The following is an 18,654-nucleotide window of genomic DNA, read 5'->3' on the forward strand; positions in this document are numbered from 1 at the left end:
CCCGTATACAAACGGTTCCATCACGACCACAGAAGGGCTTACCGGAGCGGATACGGTTATTCACACAGCTGATCGAGCATTACGGGGTCGGGGGCAATGCCTCCGCTTCGAGCCAATCCGGGTCGATTTCCGGTAACGGAATTGCGTCGAGCAAAGCGCGCGTATAGGCCGATTTCGGGTTAGCGAAGACCTGTTCACAGGCCCCCGCCTCGACTACCTTGCCGAAACGAAGCACATAGACGCGATCGCAGATGGCGCGGATGACGCTGAGATCGTGACTGATGAAGGCCATGGACAAGCCCATGTCCCGCGACAGGTCCTTCAACAGGTTGAGAACCTGCGCTTGCGTCGAGACATCCAGACCCGAGACAATCTCGTCGGCCAGAACGAAGTCCGGTTCAAGAAGGGCGGCACGGGCGATGCCTATCCGCTGACGTTGGCCGCCTGACAGTTCGTGGGCGTTGCGGCCGAGCACAGCCTTGGGCAGAGTGAAACGGTCGAGAATCCTGAGGACCTTGACCTCGGCCTCGGTCGCGTTGGCAGCCAAGCCGTGCAGCAGCATTGGCTCTATCAGAATGCGGCGAATGGAATGGCGTGGATTGAGTGACGCCATCGGGTCCTGGAAGATCATCTGCATGCGTCGACGTAGCGGTCGCATCCTGCTATCGGGCAAGTGGGTGATATCCTGTCCGTCAAACCGGATCTCGCCCGCAGAGGTGTCGACGAGACGCAACAGCGCCCGGCCAAGCGTTGTCTTCCCTGAGCCGGATTCGCCGACAATGCCAATCGTCTCGCCACGTTCGATGTCGATATCGATGCCATGCAGCACTTTATGGCCAGCCGATTTGCTGAAAAGTCCGCCTGCACCGTAAGCGACCTCAATGCCGCGAGCTGTGAGAAGCGTATTGCTCATCGAGTTATTCCGATCTCGGCGCGCAGTTGTTCGAACACCGATTGCGGCACAGGCTCCAGGCCAGCATCGGGGCGGTCGTAGCGCGGGCCTGCTGCTAACAGGGCTTTCGTGTAAATGTGTTTGGGATGCTGCAGGACGTCCGCAGTGCTGCCCTGCTCAATGACCTTGCCGGAGTAGAGCAGCGTTATGCTGTCGCAAATTTGGGCGACGACGCCGAGATCATGCGTCACGAATATCACGCCCGTCCCATGAGCGCGCTGCATGCCGCGGATAAGGCGCAGGATCTGCTTTTGAACGGTCACGTCGAGCGCGGTTGTCGGTTCGTCGGCAATCACGAGCTTGGGTTCGAGCGCAAAGGCCGATGCGATCAGTACGCGCTGGCGCATGCCGCCCGAAAGCTCGTGCGGGTAAGCGCGCAAAACGCGTTCGGGGTCGCGGATATGCACTTCTTCCAGCAAGGCGAGCGCACGCTCGCGGGCGGCTTTGCTCGATAGGCCGCGCTTGAGGCGCAAGCCGTCGGTTAGTTGTGCCTCAATGCGACGACCGGGATTGAGCGCTGTCTGCGGGTCTTGGGGGATCAACGAAATCTCGCTGCCCATGATCTGGCGCAATAGCGGTGCAGGCATGGTGAGCAGGTCACGGCCTTCAAAATTGATGGCACCACCGGTGATGCGGACCGTGCGCGGCAGAATGCCCAGCAGTGCCTTGGCTATTGTCGACTTACCGGCTCCGCTTTCTCCGACGAGGCCGCGCACCTCTCCGCGCTCGAGCGTCAAGGCGACGTCGCGAAGAACGGCTGCGCCGCCATCCCGATCCGAGACCGCTGACAGGTTATTGATGGAAAGAAGGGGTGCGGTCATCGGCGCATCATCGGGTCAAGGGCGCGGCGAAGGCCGTCGCCAAGTTGATTGAAGGCAAGAACTGTCAGAAAAAGCATTATGAGAGGTGCTACCAGCACCCACCAGCCCTGATAGATGATCTGTCGACCCTGCGCGATCATACCGCCCCAAGTCGGTGTGTCCGAGGAGACTGAAAGGCCGACGAAGGAGAGAATAGCTTCGACGATTACGGCAATGCCCATTTCCAGACTGGTGAGCGCGATCAGGACCGGGCCAACATTCGGCAGGATCTGGCCGATCAGGATCTTGAAGCGAGAGAAGCCGAGAACCTTCGCTGCCGTCACATAGTCCATCTGCGCTTGCGCCATGGTTTCCGAACGAACGACGCGACAAAACCGCGTCCAGTCGATTATAACGATGGCTGCGATTACGGAATGAACGCCCGCGCCGAAGACTGCAACCAGAAGGATCGATAGCAGGACCGGCGGGAAGGCCATCCAGATGTCGACCAGGCGGGAGATGATGGCATCCACCCAACCGCGATACCAACCGGCCAGAAGTCCAAGCGTGGTGCCGACCAGTGCTGAAAGACCTGCGGCGACGAAGGCAACGAGCAGGGCGATGCGCGTGCCGTGTATCAGGCGTGAAAGCACGTCACGGCCAAGATCGTCGGTGCCAAACCAGTAACCGGGTTCGGCGCCCGCATAGCCTGCCGGGGGCAGAGTGGCGAGCATCAGGTCCTGTTCGAGCGGGTCCTTTGGAGCGAGCCATGGCGCGAAGATGGCGACCAGTATCAGACAGAGGACAAAGCCGCCGCCGAGGATCACCTTGGGTTCGGAAAGCGCAGCGCGCAGTGACTTAGCCATGGCGCAGCCTCGGATTGAATGCCGCGACGAGCGCGTCCACCAGAATATTGATAATGATGAACAGCGCACCGAAGACCAGAACAAGGCCTTGGATGAGCGGCAGGTCGCGATTGATGACGGCGTCGATGGCCATATTACCGATACCGGGATAAGCGAAAATGCGCTCGACGATGACGGTGCCGCCAATCAGGAAGGTGAACTGGACCCCGGTTAGTGCGATGGTTGGGCCAACGGCATTGCGCAGTGCTTCTTGTAGCACCAGTCGTAGCGAGGACATGCCCTTGAGCTTGGCGAGCAAGATATAGTCCTGCACCATGGCTTCGAGAAGCGCCTCCTTCAGCACACGGGCGATAATCGCTGCAAGCGGTAAGCCAAGCGCCAGCACGGGCATGGTCATATGCGAGGCAATGTCAGCGAACTGGGCAAAACGCAGGCGCAGCAAGCTTTCAAAAAGATAGAAAGAAGTTGCGAAATCGCTCTGCGCGCTTGGATCGATGCGCCCGGATAAAGGCAAGACCGGGAAGAACACACCCAATAACAGCACAAGCGCCAATGCCCAGACGAAGTCGGGCACGGCGAGTACCACGCCATTGACCGTATCGATGACAGGTTCGGCTGGCGTGCGGCGCACAAGGGTGCCGACAACGGCGACGGTGGTGCCAAGCAATATGGCGAACAGCAGCGCGACAAATGCTAGCTCGAGGGTTGCTGGAAGGCGTTCTGAAAGCAGTTCCAGAACATTACGGCGCAGCGAGATGGATGTGCCGAAATCACCTGAAAGCAGTGACTTTAGCCAGATAATGAATTGGCTGAAGATGCTGCCGTCCAGCCCATAGTTCGCGCGAAGCTGTGCGATCTGTTCGGGGGTAGCGCCCGGGGAAATCATCATAGCGATCGGGTCGCCAGGAACGACGCGCAGGAGGACAAAAACCACAACCGCAACCCCGAACAGGGTCACCGCCGCGAGAACCAGACGGTTCAGGATTGAAAGAGCAAGCAGTTGCATGGGTATGGAGCCTCACGCAGGCAGACGAAGATGCTATGCGAGCGTGTCCGGCTGAATAAGCCGGACACAAATCAAGCAGTGGGAGGCTGGCACAGTTGGTGCCAGGCCGATGTGCAATCAAGCCTTCGAAATGAGGGTTGGCTGCAACGCACCCGAAACGTTCGGAATGACCTTCAGCGCAGACTTGTAGATGATGGGCTGTGCGTATTGCAGCAACGGCAGCACGTAACCCTGTTCCGCAATATATTTGCAGACGGCTTTCCAACCGGCGATGCGCTTTGCCTCGTCTTTCTCACCCCATAGCGGTGCGATCATGTTGTCAAGGTCATCTGTGTTCCACACCGAGTGCGGGGAGGGGCCAAACATGGCAAATCCTGTAGAGGTGGTCGGATCACCGATTGCATTGCCCCAGTTATAGAAGGCTGCGGGCGCGAGTTGGTCTGCCGCGCGCAGCTCATAATGCTTGGCGATCTCGTAGACTTCGATCTCCGCTTCAATGCCGACCTTGCGCCACATGCCCACGATGGCCTGAACCATTTCGTAGTCTTTCGGCTTCAGGCCCCGCGTGGTCTGGATCTTGAACTTTACGGGCTTGTCGGTCGAATAGCCGGAATCGGCCAGCAGTTTCTTGGCGAGGGCAGGGTCGTAGGGAACCTTGATAGACGGATCGTAGGCCGAATATTCCGGCGCCTCGAGCGTATCGATTGGCACGCCATAGCCGCGCAGCAGACGCTTGACGATGGCTTCCTTGTCAACCGCGTGGCAGGCGGCCAAGCGCACGTTCTTGTCGTTCATTACCTCGATATTGTTGATGAAGATCATGCCAATATCGGAGATCGGGGTCGCAACGCCTGCCAGACCTGCCTTTTCTTTCAGGCGGTCAAACTCCTCATAGGGGATTTCCAGCGTGACATCGGACGAGCCGGATTCGATCTCGGCAACGCGGCTGGTGCCATCGGGAACGAATTTGAAGATCACTGTTTCGAAAGCCGGTTTGCCGCCCCAGTAGTTGGGATTAGCCTTGAGCCGCAGGAAGGCATTGCCTTCGTAGGCGTCAACCATATAGGGGCCGGTACCAATGGGCTTTTTCTCAAAACCTTCGGCGCCGACCTTTTCGTAATAGGCTTTGGGCAGGATGTAACCGGTGAGGAAAGCCATCCACATGAAATAGGTGGGTTCGAAGCGCAGCACGTCGCCCGTGATCTTGTTGCCTTCGATCTTGTAGTTGCCAGCCGTGGACCAGACGAACTGGATCGGGTTGCCGGTTTTGCCGTTGGCGGCGCGTTCCAGCGCCCAGACAACGTCTTCCGGGGTGAACGGCGAGCCGTCATGCCAGGTCACGCCTTCGCGAACATCCATCCAGACCTTGGTTTTGTCGTCGTTCCAGCCCCATGCGGTCAGCAGGCCCGGGACAAATTTGAGGTTGGGATCCTGCCCGATATACTGGTCGAAGATCGAGCGATAGATTGCCTGGATGGTCGGATTAACCGCCGATGGACCGACGGTCGGGTCGAAGGACGGGAGATTGACATTGAAAGCGATGGTGAGCGTGTCGGCTTCTGCTGCCTGCACCGGTACACGCCCTGCCAGTATGCTTGAAAAAAAGGCAGCAGCGCCCATACCCAGCGTCTGGCGACGGGTGAATTCAGTCATGATTTGCTCCGCGTTCCCCTGATCCTCGGCTTTTTTGAGTGTTCCCCCACTCGCCAAGGTATTTATTGTTCGGAATACTTTAATCTTAAAATAGCACCGATTGGCTGGCAAGCGAATTGTATACTCTGACAGCAATTTTAAGGCGAATCATATGCCTATGCATATTGTTACTCTATCAGCTTCGCCCGTAGATCGTTGAGAGTGTTGGCTCTGAGTGCTGGTATTCGCGGTTTCACGAATATGCAGATAAAGAAATATGATTCTGCATGGGTTCGAGGGGCCGGCGCATGTGAGACTGACACATACGCCAACTCGCCATCAGCCATATTGCATCCTATTTCAGCGAGGACGCGAGCAACATGCCGGAGCCACCTCCCAATCCCGGGCCCGGATGGGTCGATGCTCCGATGTGATAAAGACCGGGCACATGAGTGCGGTGGTTGACCGACGACTTGAATGGACGCCAGATGAAAAATTGATCGACGCCGCAAAAACCGCCATAGGGGTCGCCGCCGACGAGGTTCATATTCATCGCTTCAAGATCCGCTGGTGAATAGGTCTTACGGGCGATGATGGTCTCGGCAAAGCCTTCAATGTGCTGGGCGAGGATTCGCTCAACACGGTCGGCATATTGTTCGCGCAATTCGTCGGTCCAGCGCCCGTCGGCAGGCGTGGTGAGTTCTCCTGCAGCATCACCTTCGATATGTCGCGGGGCTTCGGGCAATTGCAGCCAGAGGATCGCCTGACCTTCTGGCGCGCGCGAGGGGTCAAGCGCGGTCGGCTGGCCGACACAGATGGTTGGCACCGCTGGCAACATGTCGCGGTCACACTCATTGGCTGCGCGGGATACGCCATTGAGACCGGGCGTAAGGTGCAAGAGCGCCACTTTCGACAGGTCATCGCCGCCTTTCCAGCGTGGCGGCGACTTCAGCGCATAGTGAATCTGCATATTACCTTTGCCATAGCGATAGGTTTGCAGCCCATCGGCAACGGCTGAGGGCAGCGGTCTGCTGCAATTTTTCAGAAGGCGGCCATAGAGCTGGTTGGGTGTGACAGAGGCAATGACGCCTTTGCTTGCCTGCAGAACCTCACCGCTGGCAAGCCGGACACCTGTTGCCTGACCGTTTTGGCCCTCGATTATCGTCTCCACATCCGCGCCGATACGGATGGTGCCGCCCTGATCCGTAATGAGCTGTGCGAACGCCTTGACGAGATTGTTGGCGCCGCCTTTGACAATCGGGCAGCCAGCGAGTTCGATGGCAAAGCCGATGACACGCAGCATTGCTGCGGAATAGGTGCTTTCCGGATTGAGGCCACAATGAAGTACCCAGGGCGCAAAGAGCCCGCGCATCACATCGGACCGATAGGTGGTTTCGAGATGATGGCGACCGTTGACAAGCGCCTCGCCGAACCAGGCGGCAAGATTGCGGGGGCCGCGCTTCCACGCTTCCTTCAAAACTGTCTTGAAGATACCGCCGGACCAAAGTGAGCCGCCAAGCAGCGAAAACATGAACGGTGCATCGGCACCCATCCGGTCCATCTCACGGGAAAAGGCCATACCGTCGCCATCAGCCAGCGCATCGAAGGCAGCGATATTGGCGTTGCGGTCTTTGGAGAGGATCGCATGACGGCCATCGGCCAGCACGACGCCGGTCGGCAGGTCGGCATGGGCAAATTCGAGGCCGCGGGCCTCCAGGTCTTTGCCAAGTGTGCCATAAGCAGGCGAGGTCAGGAAGAGCACCATTGTCGTTGCCATGACATCGTGGTGGAAGCCCGGCACGGTGATCTCTTCGGTGCGCAGGCAGCCGCCGAGCCGGTCATTACGCTCGAGCAGCAGAACCTTCTTGCCCTTCTTGCCGAGCATGGCAGCAGCTACCAGTGCATTTATGCCGCTACCGACCACGATATAGTCATGTGTCACCATGTTTCGTCGCTCCCCTGAAATTGGCCGTTGGTCAGCGCCACGTCGTTTCTTTATCGATTGCTTCGTCAGCAGTGCGAGTATCGGCAGGCCTGTTCCCTGAAGTCCAACAAAGAAATCTCTGACATGGACTTCCCCCTCATTCGCTTCTTTAAAAAGCTTGATATGAATTTTCTTGAAGCTTAAAAGATATCATATGTGAATGCAATGAAATGCCTGGGCTCAAAGTCGAACTTTCCGACGTATCGTGACTTCACGAGCCTTAAACGCTCGCGGTCATCGCTTGATTTAGGTCTGAGACGTCAGAGATGCGGCCGCTATCGACTTACGCAGTTGTATGCATTTGAAAATAATGGGGGGGGCTAAATGAGTGGCAACGACTTGGAGTTTGATGCTGTCGTCGTAGGTGCAGGGCATAATGGTCTTGCGGCAGCGGTGCATCTGGCATCAAAAGGCTGGCGCGTTGCTGTTGTGGAGGCCGCGGCTTCTCCCGGCGGGGCGGTGAAAACCCTGGAGCTGACGGAGCCGGGCTTCCGTCATGATTGGGCTGCCATGAACTTGTCGATGTTCGCTGGTTCGGCCTTCCACGCAACCTATGCCGCAGATCTCGCCGCGCAAGGTCTCGAATTCGTACCCGCACAAAATTGCTTTGCCAGTGTCTTTCGCGACGGCACCCACCTGGGCGTTTCCAGCGACGTGACCGTAACAAACGCCAAGATTGCAGAACTGTCACCTGCCGATGCCAAGGCGTGGGCAGAGATGCTGTCTGATTTCGAGCGCAACGCGCCGCATATTTTCGGCTTGCTGGGCTCGCCGATGCCGTCACTGGCCGCAGCAAAGACGGCTTGGAAGGCCTATCGCTCTCTCGGCATGGATAATCTGTGGCGCATCGGACAGCTTCTGCTGGCGACACCACGTGATTTTCTCGATGCGAATTTCGAAAGCCCCAAACTCAAAGCCATGATGGCCGCTTGGGGTCTGCATCTTGACTTCGCGCCTGACGTTGCTGGCGGAGCGTTGTTTCCCTATCTTGAATCAATGGCCAATCAGGCATTCGGCATGGTCATAGGCAAAGGGGGAGCGGATACGATCATTCATGCCATGGTCGGGCTTCTTCAGAAGAATGGTGGCCAACTCATTCTCGGTCAACCTGTCGAAAAGATCAGCCTCGATAAAGCTGGAAGGGCTACAGGTGTGGTTTTGTCCGATGGGCGTGCATTGAATGCTAAACGGGCGGTGATAGCAAACCTTAACCCCAAAGTGCTGTTTGGCGGTGATATGCTGCCCCCGTCCGCCATCCCGCAGAAGGTTCATAAGGCGACAGATGCCTTTCGTGCCGGACCTGGCACGATGATGATCCATCTTGCTATGGACGAACTGCCAAACTGGACTGCGGGCGCGGAACTCAAGCGTTTCGCTTATGTCCATGTTGCCCCCGACCTCGCCATGATGGCACGCGTCTACGCCGAAGCGATGAATGGATTGTTGCCGGGAGAGCCGGCGCTTGTCGTTGGCCAGCCCACAGCGATTGATCCAACGCGCGCACCTGAGGGCAAGCATGTTCTTTGGGTTCAGGTGCGTGTCCTCCCGGCGGAGATCAAAGGCGACGCTGTCGGCGAGATTACGGGCAGGGATTGGAACAGTGTGAAGGATGCCTATGCCGATAGGGTGATAGGAATCCTCGAGCGCTATGCGCCGGGCATTAGTGACATGATCCGGGCTCGCGCGGTCTTCTCTCCCGCAGACCTTGAGCGTGAGAATGCCAATCTTATCGGTGGTGATAATCTAAGTGGCTCACACCATCTCGACCAAAATTTTCTGTTCCGTCCCATTGCGGGCTACTCGCGCTACAAGACGCCCATCCGCTCGCTTTATATGTGCGGAGCCTCCACTTGGCCCGGCGCTGGTACGGGGGCGGGCTCGGGCTTCATGCTTGCAAAAATGCTTGCCGGAAACTGATGGTTGGCGCAGGTGCTGAAACGTTTTTGGATTTGTGGCCTATCACTTTACTTGCGGTCTTGTATCAGGACGATGGCGCGAGGCAGAAAGCTCTCATTCCGTGACAAAACACTGGCATCCTTGGCGTTTCAGTACAGTGCAAAATTGAGGCAAGCGCTGGATACAGCTATCCAGTCATTGTTTTTCAGTGATCAACTGGCGCATTGACTCCTCTTAAAAATTGGCTATAACCGCAAATGCAGACTGAAGATTTAAGACCATCTGCAAGGTTGGTCTTATTGCGTCTGGAATCCGGATAAGTCCTCTTGCAGATGTCATAGCGACGTTGGGAGGACGCCGTAATGCACGGAAGCAAAATAGCCCTTAGGGGCGTGCCGGATATTATTTCCTACATTGATGCAAATGACGGTATTCGAGGCCGCGCCGGCATTATCTGGTGGTTGGCGCTTGGTGGCCTGTTCCTGGATGCCTTCGCCAATTCGGCGCTGAGCGCGGGGCTTGGGCCAATGACCCGCGATCTGGGGCTGGACGCAGCGCAGGTCGCGCTGATGACATCCTTCGCTTCGTGGGTGTCGATTGCGTTCAATCCAATCGGTGGTTGGATCGCCGACCGCTGGGGTCGTATGCGCCCGCTGATCTTCGCAAAGCTTCTTGCTCTTATCGGAGCGGTGCTTGTGATGACGGCCCATTCCTATGAAGTTATCCTCATGGGACGCTTTTTTGTCGGTGCTGCCTACGGTATCGACTTTGCAATTGCCATGGCGGTGCTTGCCGAGTTTACACCTGCACGCCTGCGCAGCCGCCTCAATACCTGGCAGGGCATCTGGTACACCGCAGTTTGTACCAATGTGCTACTGGCCATGCTGTTCTATAGCTGGGACGTGGGTGACTCGATCTGGCGCTATTCCGTTGCTGCCACTGGTGTCTTTGCCTTCGTCATTATGGCGCTTCAGGCAATGTTCATGGTTGAGAGCCCGATCTGGCTTGCCCGCAAGGAAAAGCTGGAAGACGCTGCCCGTGCGATGACCCGCATCTATCATCGTGACTTCGTTGCCGCTCTGCCGGAAGACCGTTTGCCGGTTCTCAATCAGGCCCGTCGCGGTATCGCCAATGTTGCCCTGATTTTCCGCGGCATCTATCTGCCGCGCACGATTCTTGCCGCGACCGTGCAGATCGGACAGTCAATCCAGTATTTTGCAGTGGGCTGGTACCTGCCGCTCATCAGTGCGGCCCTTTTTGGCAAGGACTTTCTCTACGCGATGCTGGGTACGCTCGTATTCAATGTGTTTGGTATTATTGGCGGCTTCTCTTCGCCTGTGATTGGCCGGGTACTTGGCTTGCGTCGGGCTTCGGCCATCGGCTTTGGTGCAGTTTTCGTCATGCTGGTCATCATGGGGCTGTTCCATGACACCATGCCGACCTGGCTTGCGGTGATCGTTCCTTCGCTGTTCATCCTGTTTCACTCTGGTGGTCCGGGGGCCAACGGCAAGAGTCTTTCGTCACTGTCATTCCGCAGCGAACTGCGTGCAGGCGCCAACGGTATCATCGGTGCGCTTGGTGCCATGGGTGCTGCTCTCGGCTTGCTGGTTTTCCCGATCTTCCGTGAGAACTACGGTCTCGGCACGACCTTCCTGATCCTGTCGGTGGTACCGCTGATTGCTTGCATCATCTGCTCGGTCATCCAATGGGATCCGACCCGCACAAAGATCAGCCCGGATGACGAGCCGAACGCGCCGCAGTTCGAAGGCGACCGGTAACAACGGAGGATAATGTGAACGGACGCAGACAGGCCATTCTGGCCATTGATGAAGGAACGTCCGGAACCCGGGCCGCGCTTGTCGCGGCCGACGGTTCGGTCTCCGCGGTCAATTACACGGCACTTGCCGTCTCTTCACCGCGACACAACGTGGTGGAACAGGACGCCGATGTTCTTTTGCAGAAGACCATCGAAGTGTGCGGCAAGACGATTGCCGCAGCGCGCGATGCGGGAGTGGAGATCGTTGCAATGGCAATCGCCACGCAACGCGCAACCGGTGTTCTTTGGGATACGGAAACGGGACAGGCGCTGGTTCCGGCTATGGTCTGGCAGGATTCGCGTTATGCTGATGAGTTGAAACCGCTCGCGGCCAAATGGAACGCGAAACTCGTTCCGCTTGCTGGCCGCCCGGTTGGCGGAAGAGCGATCTATCTTTGGGCTGCACGTCATATGCAGGAAACGCCTGCTGTGCGCGAGGCATGGAAGGCGAAGCGGCTTGCTTTTGGTACAGTAGACAGCTGGCTGTTGTGGAACTTGTCCGAAGAACGCAAAGCCGTCACCACGCCGACGAATGCCACTTCTGCGGGGGCCTATATTCTCGGCGAGAACCGCTATTTCACGGACTGGATCGAGGCGCAGGATTTTCCGCTGGAACTTTTGCCCGAACTGAAACAGGACGCGGACGATTTCGGTTATACACGCCACGATATTCTGGGTATCCGCGTGCCGATCAAGGCATCATGCGGCGATCAGCTGGGCGGTCTTGTTGGTCTTGGCTGTCATGATGCGGGGCAGGCCATGTGCGTGCATGGTACGGGCAGCTTTGTCGATCTTGTGATCGGAAAGCAGACGCCCAAAAATCCTGGCCTTTATGAAGCGACTTTCACCATGACGGCCTGGCGGAGCGAAAATATCTCGCATTTCGCGGTCGAAACCTATGCCGCTACAACGGGTTCGGCACTCAACTGGCTCTGCAATGAAATGCGCTGGTTCGAGAATGCAAAAGAGATCAGCGAACTGGCTGCAACAGTGCCGTCTTCCGATGGTCTTTTCTTTATGCCGACGCTCACGGGATTGCGCCAGCCGAACATCGTTCCGGATGGCCGCGCATCTCTGACCGGGCTTTCGATGGCGCATAGTCGAGCGCATCTTGCTCATGCCATTCTGGAGGGCATCGCAAACTCGGTCGTTTCCTGTGCGGAGGCGAGTGCGGAAGTGGCTGGCGTCTCTGTGCGGGAAGTCGTGGCAGGCGGTGGGCTTTCCTCCAGCGATACGCTGCTGCAGTTGCAGGCTGATCTCAGTGGTGTGCCGGTGCGGCGCATGGCGGATCAGGATCGTGCGAGCCTGCGGGGCACAGCATTTCTGGCAGGCAGCGATGGATTGCTCTGGAGCGATCTTTCGGAAGCTCGTGCCACGCTGCCAGAGGGCAATCTATTTATCCCCAGGACCAGCGACGCGGAAAGACAGGACCGTAGAGCGCGATGGCACTCCCTCACTGATGAGGAAGTCGCACGCGTTCAGTCGGGTCACTATCATTAAACAGGAGTTGAAATGCTGAATCTGCGCTCCCGGCGCGCGGACAAGGATCGCGCCCGGATGATCCGCACCGAGCCGCTGCGGCTAAACCGGTCGGAACAGGAAGACCGTCTTGCCACTGAAACTTACGATATTTTGATCGTAGGCGGCGGCGTGACCGGTGCTTACTGCGCCTTCGATGCCAGTCTGCGCGGTTTTCGTGTTGCGCTGGTCGAGAAAGATGATTTTGCATCCGGCACGTCATCGAAATCGTCGAAGATGGTGCATGGCGGTTTGCGTTACATCGAACAGGGCAATCTTGGCCTGGTTCGCCATTCCCTGCTGGAACGCCAGCGCCTGCGCCGCAATGCCGGTCATCTTGTGCAGCGTCTGCCTTTCCTGTTTCCCATTCTGGAGCGGGACGGTGTGTTCGATGCACGCTTCGCCAAGGCGTTTGAAGGCTTGCTCTGGACATATGATCTGGCTGGCGGCTGGCGGGAAGGCATCCTGCATCAGAAACTGACTGCTGCGGAAGTGCTGGCGCATTGTCCGACCTTCAAGGACGAATATTTGCGCGGCGGCCTCATGTATTTCGATGCCCGCGTCGATGATGCGCGCTTGACGCTGGCATTGGCCCGTTCTGCTGGCTTTTACGGGGCCACGGTCCTCAATCATTCGAAGGTCGCCGAGATTACCCGCAGCTCCGGCCGGGTCGATGGCGCTATCGTTCATACCGTCGAGGGCAAGGAAATCCGGGTGCGCGCCAAGACCGTCATCATGGCGACTGGGGTATGGCTGCGAGACTGGATGGGGCTTGGCAAGAATGGCGAAAAACCGTTGCACGTCCGTCCCGCCAAGGGGGTTCACGTCGCTATCCCCTGGTTGAAAATCCGCAACGACTGCACGGTGACGGTGCCCGTACCGGGGCGTAGCCGCCGCGCAACCATTACGCGCTGGGGCAACGTCTCCTATCTCGGCACAACCGACGAGGATTATCAGGGCGATCTCGATGATGTGCATTGCACGCGTCGCGAGCTCGATTTTCTGATCGAGGGCGCGTGCAGCGCACTCAATATCGACCTGACACCCGATGATGTCGTCGGCAGCATTGCGGGCTGTCGCCCGCTGGTGGCCGCTTCGTCAGGTGGCAGCACCATGGATGTCAAACGTGATCATTCCGTGCATGTCGCGCCTGACGGCCTCGTCACGATTGTGGGGGGCAAGCTGACGACTTCGCGCCATATGGCTGAACAGACTGTAGATGCTGCGGCGAAAGTTCTCGGCGATCGTCGTCGCTGCATCACGAAGAAGGCATTTCTGCTGGGTGCTGCCGGATACGACGCGCAGGCAATCGTGGCCTCCGGCGGTATGGAGGCGCATCTGGGTGAGCGTTACGGTACGGAATCGCGCTTTGTCAGTGATCTGATGGCCGCACGTCCTGAACTCGCCGAACCGCTGGTCGAGGGACTGCCATATACTGCTGGTGAAGTCGTCTATGCCGCACGGCACGAACTAGCCCGAACCATTGACGACGTGCTGTCGCGTCGTATGCGCGCCCGTCTGATGGCGCGCGATGCCTCTGCCCGTGCTGCGGCAAGGGTTGGCGCCTTACTGGGTGATGAACTCGGTCTCCCCCAGGCCGAAATCGACCGTCAGGTCGCCGCCTATGTGGCCGCGACCGAAAAAGAAAAATCCATTCTCATAGGAGCGAACTGAACATGATCAGCAAGGAAGCCATTAAGCGCGGTTACAATCGTGGAAATTATGTCGTCGGCGCCCCGACACAGCCGCACTATGCTGGCAGCATCAACGAAATCGGCACCAAGGCCGATCTGGCTCAGAACGCCGTTTCGGTGGACGCAGCTCTCGTTGAGAAACTGCAGGGCGTTGCAGATGAAGTTCTGACCTCGCGTGAAGATTTCGTCGTGAACACACGCGATTGGTGGGCGCGCACGATGGTAGCGGAAACGGGCGGAAAGCCTGCAACGGTTGACGGTGTATTCGTTCGCGTTTCGACGGTGGAGCAGGTTCAGGCCGTTATGCGCCTTGCGCATGAAGCCAAGGTTCCGGTCACGGTCTCTGCCGGGCGCTCCAATGTTACTGGCGCGGCGCTGCCACTGCGCGGCGGTATCGTGCTTGATGTCTGCAATCTCAACCGTTTTGTCAGCTTCGATGCGGACAGCCAGATCGTTGAAGTTGAAGCGGGCATGTTTGGTGATATTTTTGAGGAAATGATCCAGCGCGACTTTGGCATGACCATGGGGCATTGGCCGTCTTCATTCGGTATCAGCACGGTGGGCGGCTGGATTGCCTGCCGCGGTGCGGGTCAGCTTTCGACGCGCTACGGCAAGATTGAGGATATGGTCTACGGCATGGAAGTCGTGCTGGCCGACGGTTCGCTGGTGACGGTTGGAAACTATGCCCGCGCAGCAATCGGGCCTGATTTGCAGCAGATCTTTATCGGCTCGGAAGGCACGCTCGGCATTATCGTAAAGGCGCGCCTGAAACTGCATCGCCTTCCAGACTATGCGCGCGCGATTGCCTATGGCTTCAAAAGCTTTGCCATCGGTCTGGAAGCTTGCCGTCGCATCATGCAAGGCGGTGCCAATCCGGCTGCGCTTCGTCTCTACGATGAGCTGGAAAGCGGCGTGCAGTTCGGTCTGCCGGAAAGCAACGTGCTGCTGATTGCCGACGAAGGCGCGCAGGAAATAGTCGATGCCGTGATGGCGATCAGCGAGAAGGTTTGCGCTGAACTCGGTGACAAGCTTGATGGTGATACGATTTTCGAGAAGTGGCTCGATACGCGTTATCTGACCGGCAAGAGCGCCGAGGGCTTCAAACGCAGCCCCGGCTTTGTCGCCGATACGCTGGAAATGACTGGATGCTGGCGCGATCTGCCTGCGATCTACGATGAAGTCGTGGCTGCCATCAATGCCGTGCCGGGTACACTGGCGGGATCGGCGCATCAGTCGCATGCCTATGTCGACGGCGCCTGCCTTTATTTCTCGCTGCGCGGTGACGTGGACGTAGAAAAGCGCGCAGAGTGGTATCGTGCTGCATGGGATGCTGCCAATGCCGTTCTAATCAAGTATGGTGCGGCCTTGAGCCATCATCATGGTGTCGGGCTGCTCCGTGCGCCTTACATGAAGGACGCTCTGGGATCAGCATTTCCGCTGCTGGAAACAGTGAAGAAGGCGCTCGATCCAGACAATCTGCTTAACCCCGGCAAGCTCGGACTTTCGCTCGACATGCCAAGAGACGGAAAATGATGGAATGACATTGGACAGAACGATCGGTGAGCGGCTTTTGCGGGCGCCAGTCATGGCAACGCTCTACGGCGTGGACAATCTTCAGGCTTTCCTGGATAGCAAGGCGCAAGTTGGCATTGTTGCCAATATTGCCCTGCGCCATGTGGCTGAAGTGCTGAATGCGCTGAAGAAAAGCAACAAGCTGATCGTTCTGAACATCGACAGTTGCGAAGGCCTGTCACAGGATAAGGGAGCTATTGAGTTCCTTGCCGAGATAGGCATTTCAGTTTTGCTATCGACCCGCGTTCCAACAATCCAGAAGGCTGCGCAATGCGGCCTTCTGACCATGCAGAAGGTCTTTGTGACCGACCGTTCCACATGGCCCCGTAGTCTGAAGGCAATTTCGCAAAGCGCACCCAATCTGGTGCAGATCATGCCGTCGCCGATGCTGGGGTACTTGTCTGCAGAGGACAAGCGACGCCTCCCGCCTATCGTGGCTTCCGGCTTTATTTGCAATGAGGCCGATGTTGCTACGGCAATGAAACAGGGTGCCATTGCCGTTTCTTCAAGCAATAAGTCGCTTTGGGATTACAAGCGATAGCTTTGCTTGAAGGCTGTTTTCAACATTCGCACCTGACGCGCAGATCGGGAATTCTGGCGTGCTACCAAGGAAAATCGCATGACACCTTTCACGTTCAACACCACCGCCCAGATCATCTTTCGTCTCGGTGCGTCTGCCGAAATGGGCGCACTGGTGCAAGACAGATTGGGTGAACGGGTTTTGTTCGTAACCGATCCTGGTCTGCTTAAACTTGGTCTATGCGATCCTGCACTTCAATCCTTGGCAGCTTCCGGCGTTGAAATAGTGGTTTTCGATCGTGTCGAGGCCGATCCTTCGCTTGCAACCGTTCTGGCAGCGACAGAGGAAGCGAGAGCCAAGAACGTAACAAGCGTCGTCGGGTTTGGCGGCGGCTCTTCGCTGGATGTTGCGAAGGTGGTCGCTCTTCTTTGCGGTTCGGGCGAAGATGTCGATGCAATCTGGGGAGTGGGTAAAGCCAAAGGACCGAGATTGCCGCTGATTCTTGTGCCCACAACGGCTGGCACCGGGTCGGAAGTGACACCGGTTTCCATCATCACCGTTGGCGATAATGAAAAGCGCGGCGTTTCGTCGCCGATCATCCTGCCTGATGTGGCAATTCTCGATGCAGACCTCACTCTGGGTCTACCACCGCATATCACTGCCGCTACAGGCATCGATGCTATGGTGCATGCAATCGAAGCTTATACATCGCAAAATGCGAACAATAATCCGTTGTCAAGAATGCTCGCCAGACAGGCTTTGCAGCTTTTGGGGGCGAATATTGAAAAGGCCGTATTCAATGGGACAGACAGGCAAGCAAGGGGCGCGATGCTGCTGGGGTCGATGCTGGCTGGTCAGGCATTTGCGAATTCTCCCGTCGCAGCCGTGCACGCGCTTGCTTATCCGATAGGCGGGACCTTTCACGTTCCTCACGGACTTTCAAATGCACTGGTATTGCCGCATGTCATGCAATTCAACGCTCAGAAAGCAGTTTCGGATTATGCAGAGATTGCAGCCAATGCCTTTCCGGATATCAGCGCCGAGTGGGATGAAGAAAAACGCTGCGATGCATTCATCGAACGACTTTCTGCGCTTTCCGTGAAACTCGGTCTGCCATCCCGATTGCGAGAGGTCGGTATCGAGGAAGCTCACCTGCGCACGATGGCCCGTGACGCCATGAAACAAACAAGGCTGTTGGTGAACAATCCAAGAGAGATGTGTGAAGCCGACGCACTGGCGATTTACAAAGCAGCTTGGTGACGTCGTCGGCGCTTGAACTATCAAACCGCTTGATACATCCCAGCTCGTTGTCGGCCAGTATATCTGCTGTGCGAGTTAGGATGGGCGGCAAGCTGCGTGCGCAACAAGTAAAATAGATCCACCGGGTTGCCGGAAGAGTGTTGTCTCTGCAATTCGGCAGTACGCTGACGGGCAATCAAAGCAGTCTTTGGCTACAGATTTTCAAACGTATTGAACGTGGTTCTGATTTGTCTTAAAAGCTAACCTTACTGGCACCGTCCATCCTTTTCGAACAACGAAAGCGCTTTGCACCTCTTGGCATCGTCCATCGGTAATAGCGTTTTCCAAGATGGAGATTTGACGATGAATGAAATCGCAGATCATGGTGTCCGGTTTGGACGGATTGCCACGACGCTTCCAGTCACTGACATGTCACGAGCGTTGACTTTTTACGTCGGGGTAATGGGCTTTACGAAGATTTTCGAAAATGGAAACCCTGTGGGCTTTGTCATCTTAAAGCGAGACTCCGGGGAGTTGCATCTGACTTGGCAGCCGAACCACAAGGCAGCGAACTTCAACGTCGCTCACCTTCTTGTCGATAATATTGACGCGTTATTTGTCCGGTGCAAGGAGCACCGCGTACGGATTATAAAGGGCCTGCAAGATAAGGATTATGGCTTGCGGGCCTTTGTATTTGAGGATCCGGATGGTAACCGCATCGATGTTGGCCAACTAATTTGAGTGCTTTTCAGGACCCGGAAGATATCTGCCAGGTCCTGAATATTGTTTTGCTATAAACTCGTCTACTTTGGGCGTGCCGTATAGACATCGCTCACTCCTCTTACGAGGCATTTCAAATAAGATGGGAGCCTGCATTGCCACCGTGGAATAGCCCCCTAATTGCCCGGACAGTTTCTGCCACTTAAATAAGTGATAGGACTACTGTTCACATTATGACTGGTAATAGCATTAAGATGGAAATTCTTTCCGGCCCTGAGCGGCGTCGACGCTGGAGTACAGCGGAGAAGCTTGCGATTGTCCACGAAACCTACGAGGGGGGCGCGACGGTCAGTCTGGTCGCCCGTCGTCATGGCATTGCGCCTAACCAGCTGTTCGCGTGGCGCAAGCTTGCATCGCAGGGTGCCTTGGTTGCCACCGC

The 18,654-nt window shown here is 56.9% G+C and carries 15 protein-coding genes; 9 read left to right on the top strand and 6 right to left on the bottom strand.

Annotated elements, in window-relative coordinates:
- Window positions 1–79 precede the first annotated feature (79 nt).
- From ACTJKP_RS22245 to ACTJKP_RS22270, 6 genes are all read right to left on the bottom strand, one after another.
- Window positions 80–913, bottom strand: coding sequence for an ATP-binding cassette domain-containing protein (locus tag ACTJKP_RS22245; protein WP_440632205.1), 834 nt, complete (start codon window positions 911–913; stop codon window positions 80–82).
- A complete protein-coding gene (locus ACTJKP_RS22250) occupies window positions 910–1,773 on the bottom strand; it encodes an ABC transporter ATP-binding protein (RefSeq protein WP_440632206.1) in 864 nt (287 codons plus the stop codon). Before ACTJKP_RS22250 ends, ACTJKP_RS22245 begins: the two co-directional genes overlap by 4 nt.
- On the bottom strand, window positions 1,770–2,618 hold the full coding sequence (locus ACTJKP_RS22255) for an ABC transporter permease (protein WP_440632207.1): 849 nt from the start codon (window positions 2,616–2,618) through the stop codon (window positions 1,770–1,772). The genes ACTJKP_RS22250 and ACTJKP_RS22255 overlap by 4 nt, the downstream gene beginning before the upstream one ends.
- The gene (locus ACTJKP_RS22260; protein ID WP_440632218.1) at window positions 2,611–3,618 is read right to left on the bottom strand and encodes an ABC transporter permease; all 1,008 of its coding nucleotides are present in this window, start codon (window positions 3,616–3,618) and stop codon (window positions 2,611–2,613) included. Before ACTJKP_RS22260 ends, ACTJKP_RS22255 begins: the two co-directional genes overlap by 8 nt.
- 123 nt (window positions 3,619–3,741) lie before the next feature.
- Window positions 3,742–5,277: an ABC transporter substrate-binding protein gene (locus ACTJKP_RS22265; RefSeq protein ID WP_440632208.1), complete on the bottom strand. Its 1,536-nt coding sequence runs from the start codon at window positions 5,275–5,277 to the stop codon at window positions 3,742–3,744.
- 334 nt (window positions 5,278–5,611) lie between these two features.
- Window positions 5,612–7,201 carry a phytoene desaturase family protein gene (locus ACTJKP_RS22270; RefSeq protein ID WP_440632209.1) on the bottom strand — a complete coding sequence of 530 codons (1,590 nt, stop codon included), beginning with the start codon at window positions 7,199–7,201 and terminating at the stop codon, window positions 5,612–5,614.
- A 363-nt stretch (window positions 7,202–7,564) separates the two neighbouring features.
- On the opposite strand from ACTJKP_RS22270, the gene ACTJKP_RS22275 reads away from it, so the two are divergent.
- The 9 genes from ACTJKP_RS22275 to ACTJKP_RS22315 form a co-directional block, all read left to right on the top strand.
- The gene (locus ACTJKP_RS22275; RefSeq protein ID WP_440632210.1) at window positions 7,565–9,157 is read left to right on the top strand and encodes a phytoene desaturase family protein; all 1,593 of its coding nucleotides are present in this window, start codon (window positions 7,565–7,567) and stop codon (window positions 9,155–9,157) included.
- Between the two features lie 341 nt (window positions 9,158–9,498).
- Window positions 9,499–10,914: an MFS transporter gene (locus ACTJKP_RS22280; RefSeq protein WP_440632211.1), complete on the top strand. Its 1,416-nt coding sequence runs from the start codon at window positions 9,499–9,501 to the stop codon at window positions 10,912–10,914.
- A gap of 14 nt (window positions 10,915–10,928) precedes the next feature.
- A complete protein-coding gene (locus ACTJKP_RS22285) occupies window positions 10,929–12,452 on the top strand; it encodes an FGGY family carbohydrate kinase (protein ID WP_440632212.1) in 1,524 nt (507 codons plus the stop codon).
- A 12-nt stretch (window positions 12,453–12,464) separates the two neighbouring features.
- A complete protein-coding gene (locus ACTJKP_RS22290; protein WP_440632213.1) occupies window positions 12,465–14,144 on the top strand; it encodes an FAD-dependent oxidoreductase in 1,680 nt (559 codons plus the stop codon).
- Window positions 14,145–14,146: 2 nt separating this feature from the next.
- A complete protein-coding gene (locus ACTJKP_RS22295; protein WP_440632214.1) occupies window positions 14,147–15,697 on the top strand; it encodes an FAD-binding oxidoreductase in 1,551 nt (516 codons plus the stop codon).
- Window positions 15,698–15,701: 4 nt separating this feature from the next.
- Window positions 15,702–16,277, top strand: coding sequence for a glycerol-3-phosphate responsive antiterminator (locus tag ACTJKP_RS22300; RefSeq protein ID WP_440632215.1), 576 nt, complete (start codon window positions 15,702–15,704; stop codon window positions 16,275–16,277).
- Between the two features lie 78 nt (window positions 16,278–16,355).
- A complete protein-coding gene (locus ACTJKP_RS22305) occupies window positions 16,356–17,516 on the top strand; it encodes an iron-containing alcohol dehydrogenase (protein WP_440632217.1) in 1,161 nt (386 codons plus the stop codon).
- Between the two features lie 342 nt (window positions 17,517–17,858).
- A complete protein-coding gene (locus tag ACTJKP_RS22310) occupies window positions 17,859–18,236 on the top strand; it encodes a VOC family protein (protein WP_113534110.1) in 378 nt (125 codons plus the stop codon).
- Between the two features lie 212 nt (window positions 18,237–18,448).
- Window positions 18,449–18,654, top strand: a 206-nt coding sequence (locus ACTJKP_RS22315; RefSeq protein ID WP_440631852.1) for a transposase, incomplete at its 3' end; no start/stop codon positions are given.

Source organism: Brucella sp. 22210 (assembly GCF_052045675.1).
Taxonomy (GTDB): Bacteria; Pseudomonadota; Alphaproteobacteria; order Rhizobiales; family Rhizobiaceae; genus Brucella.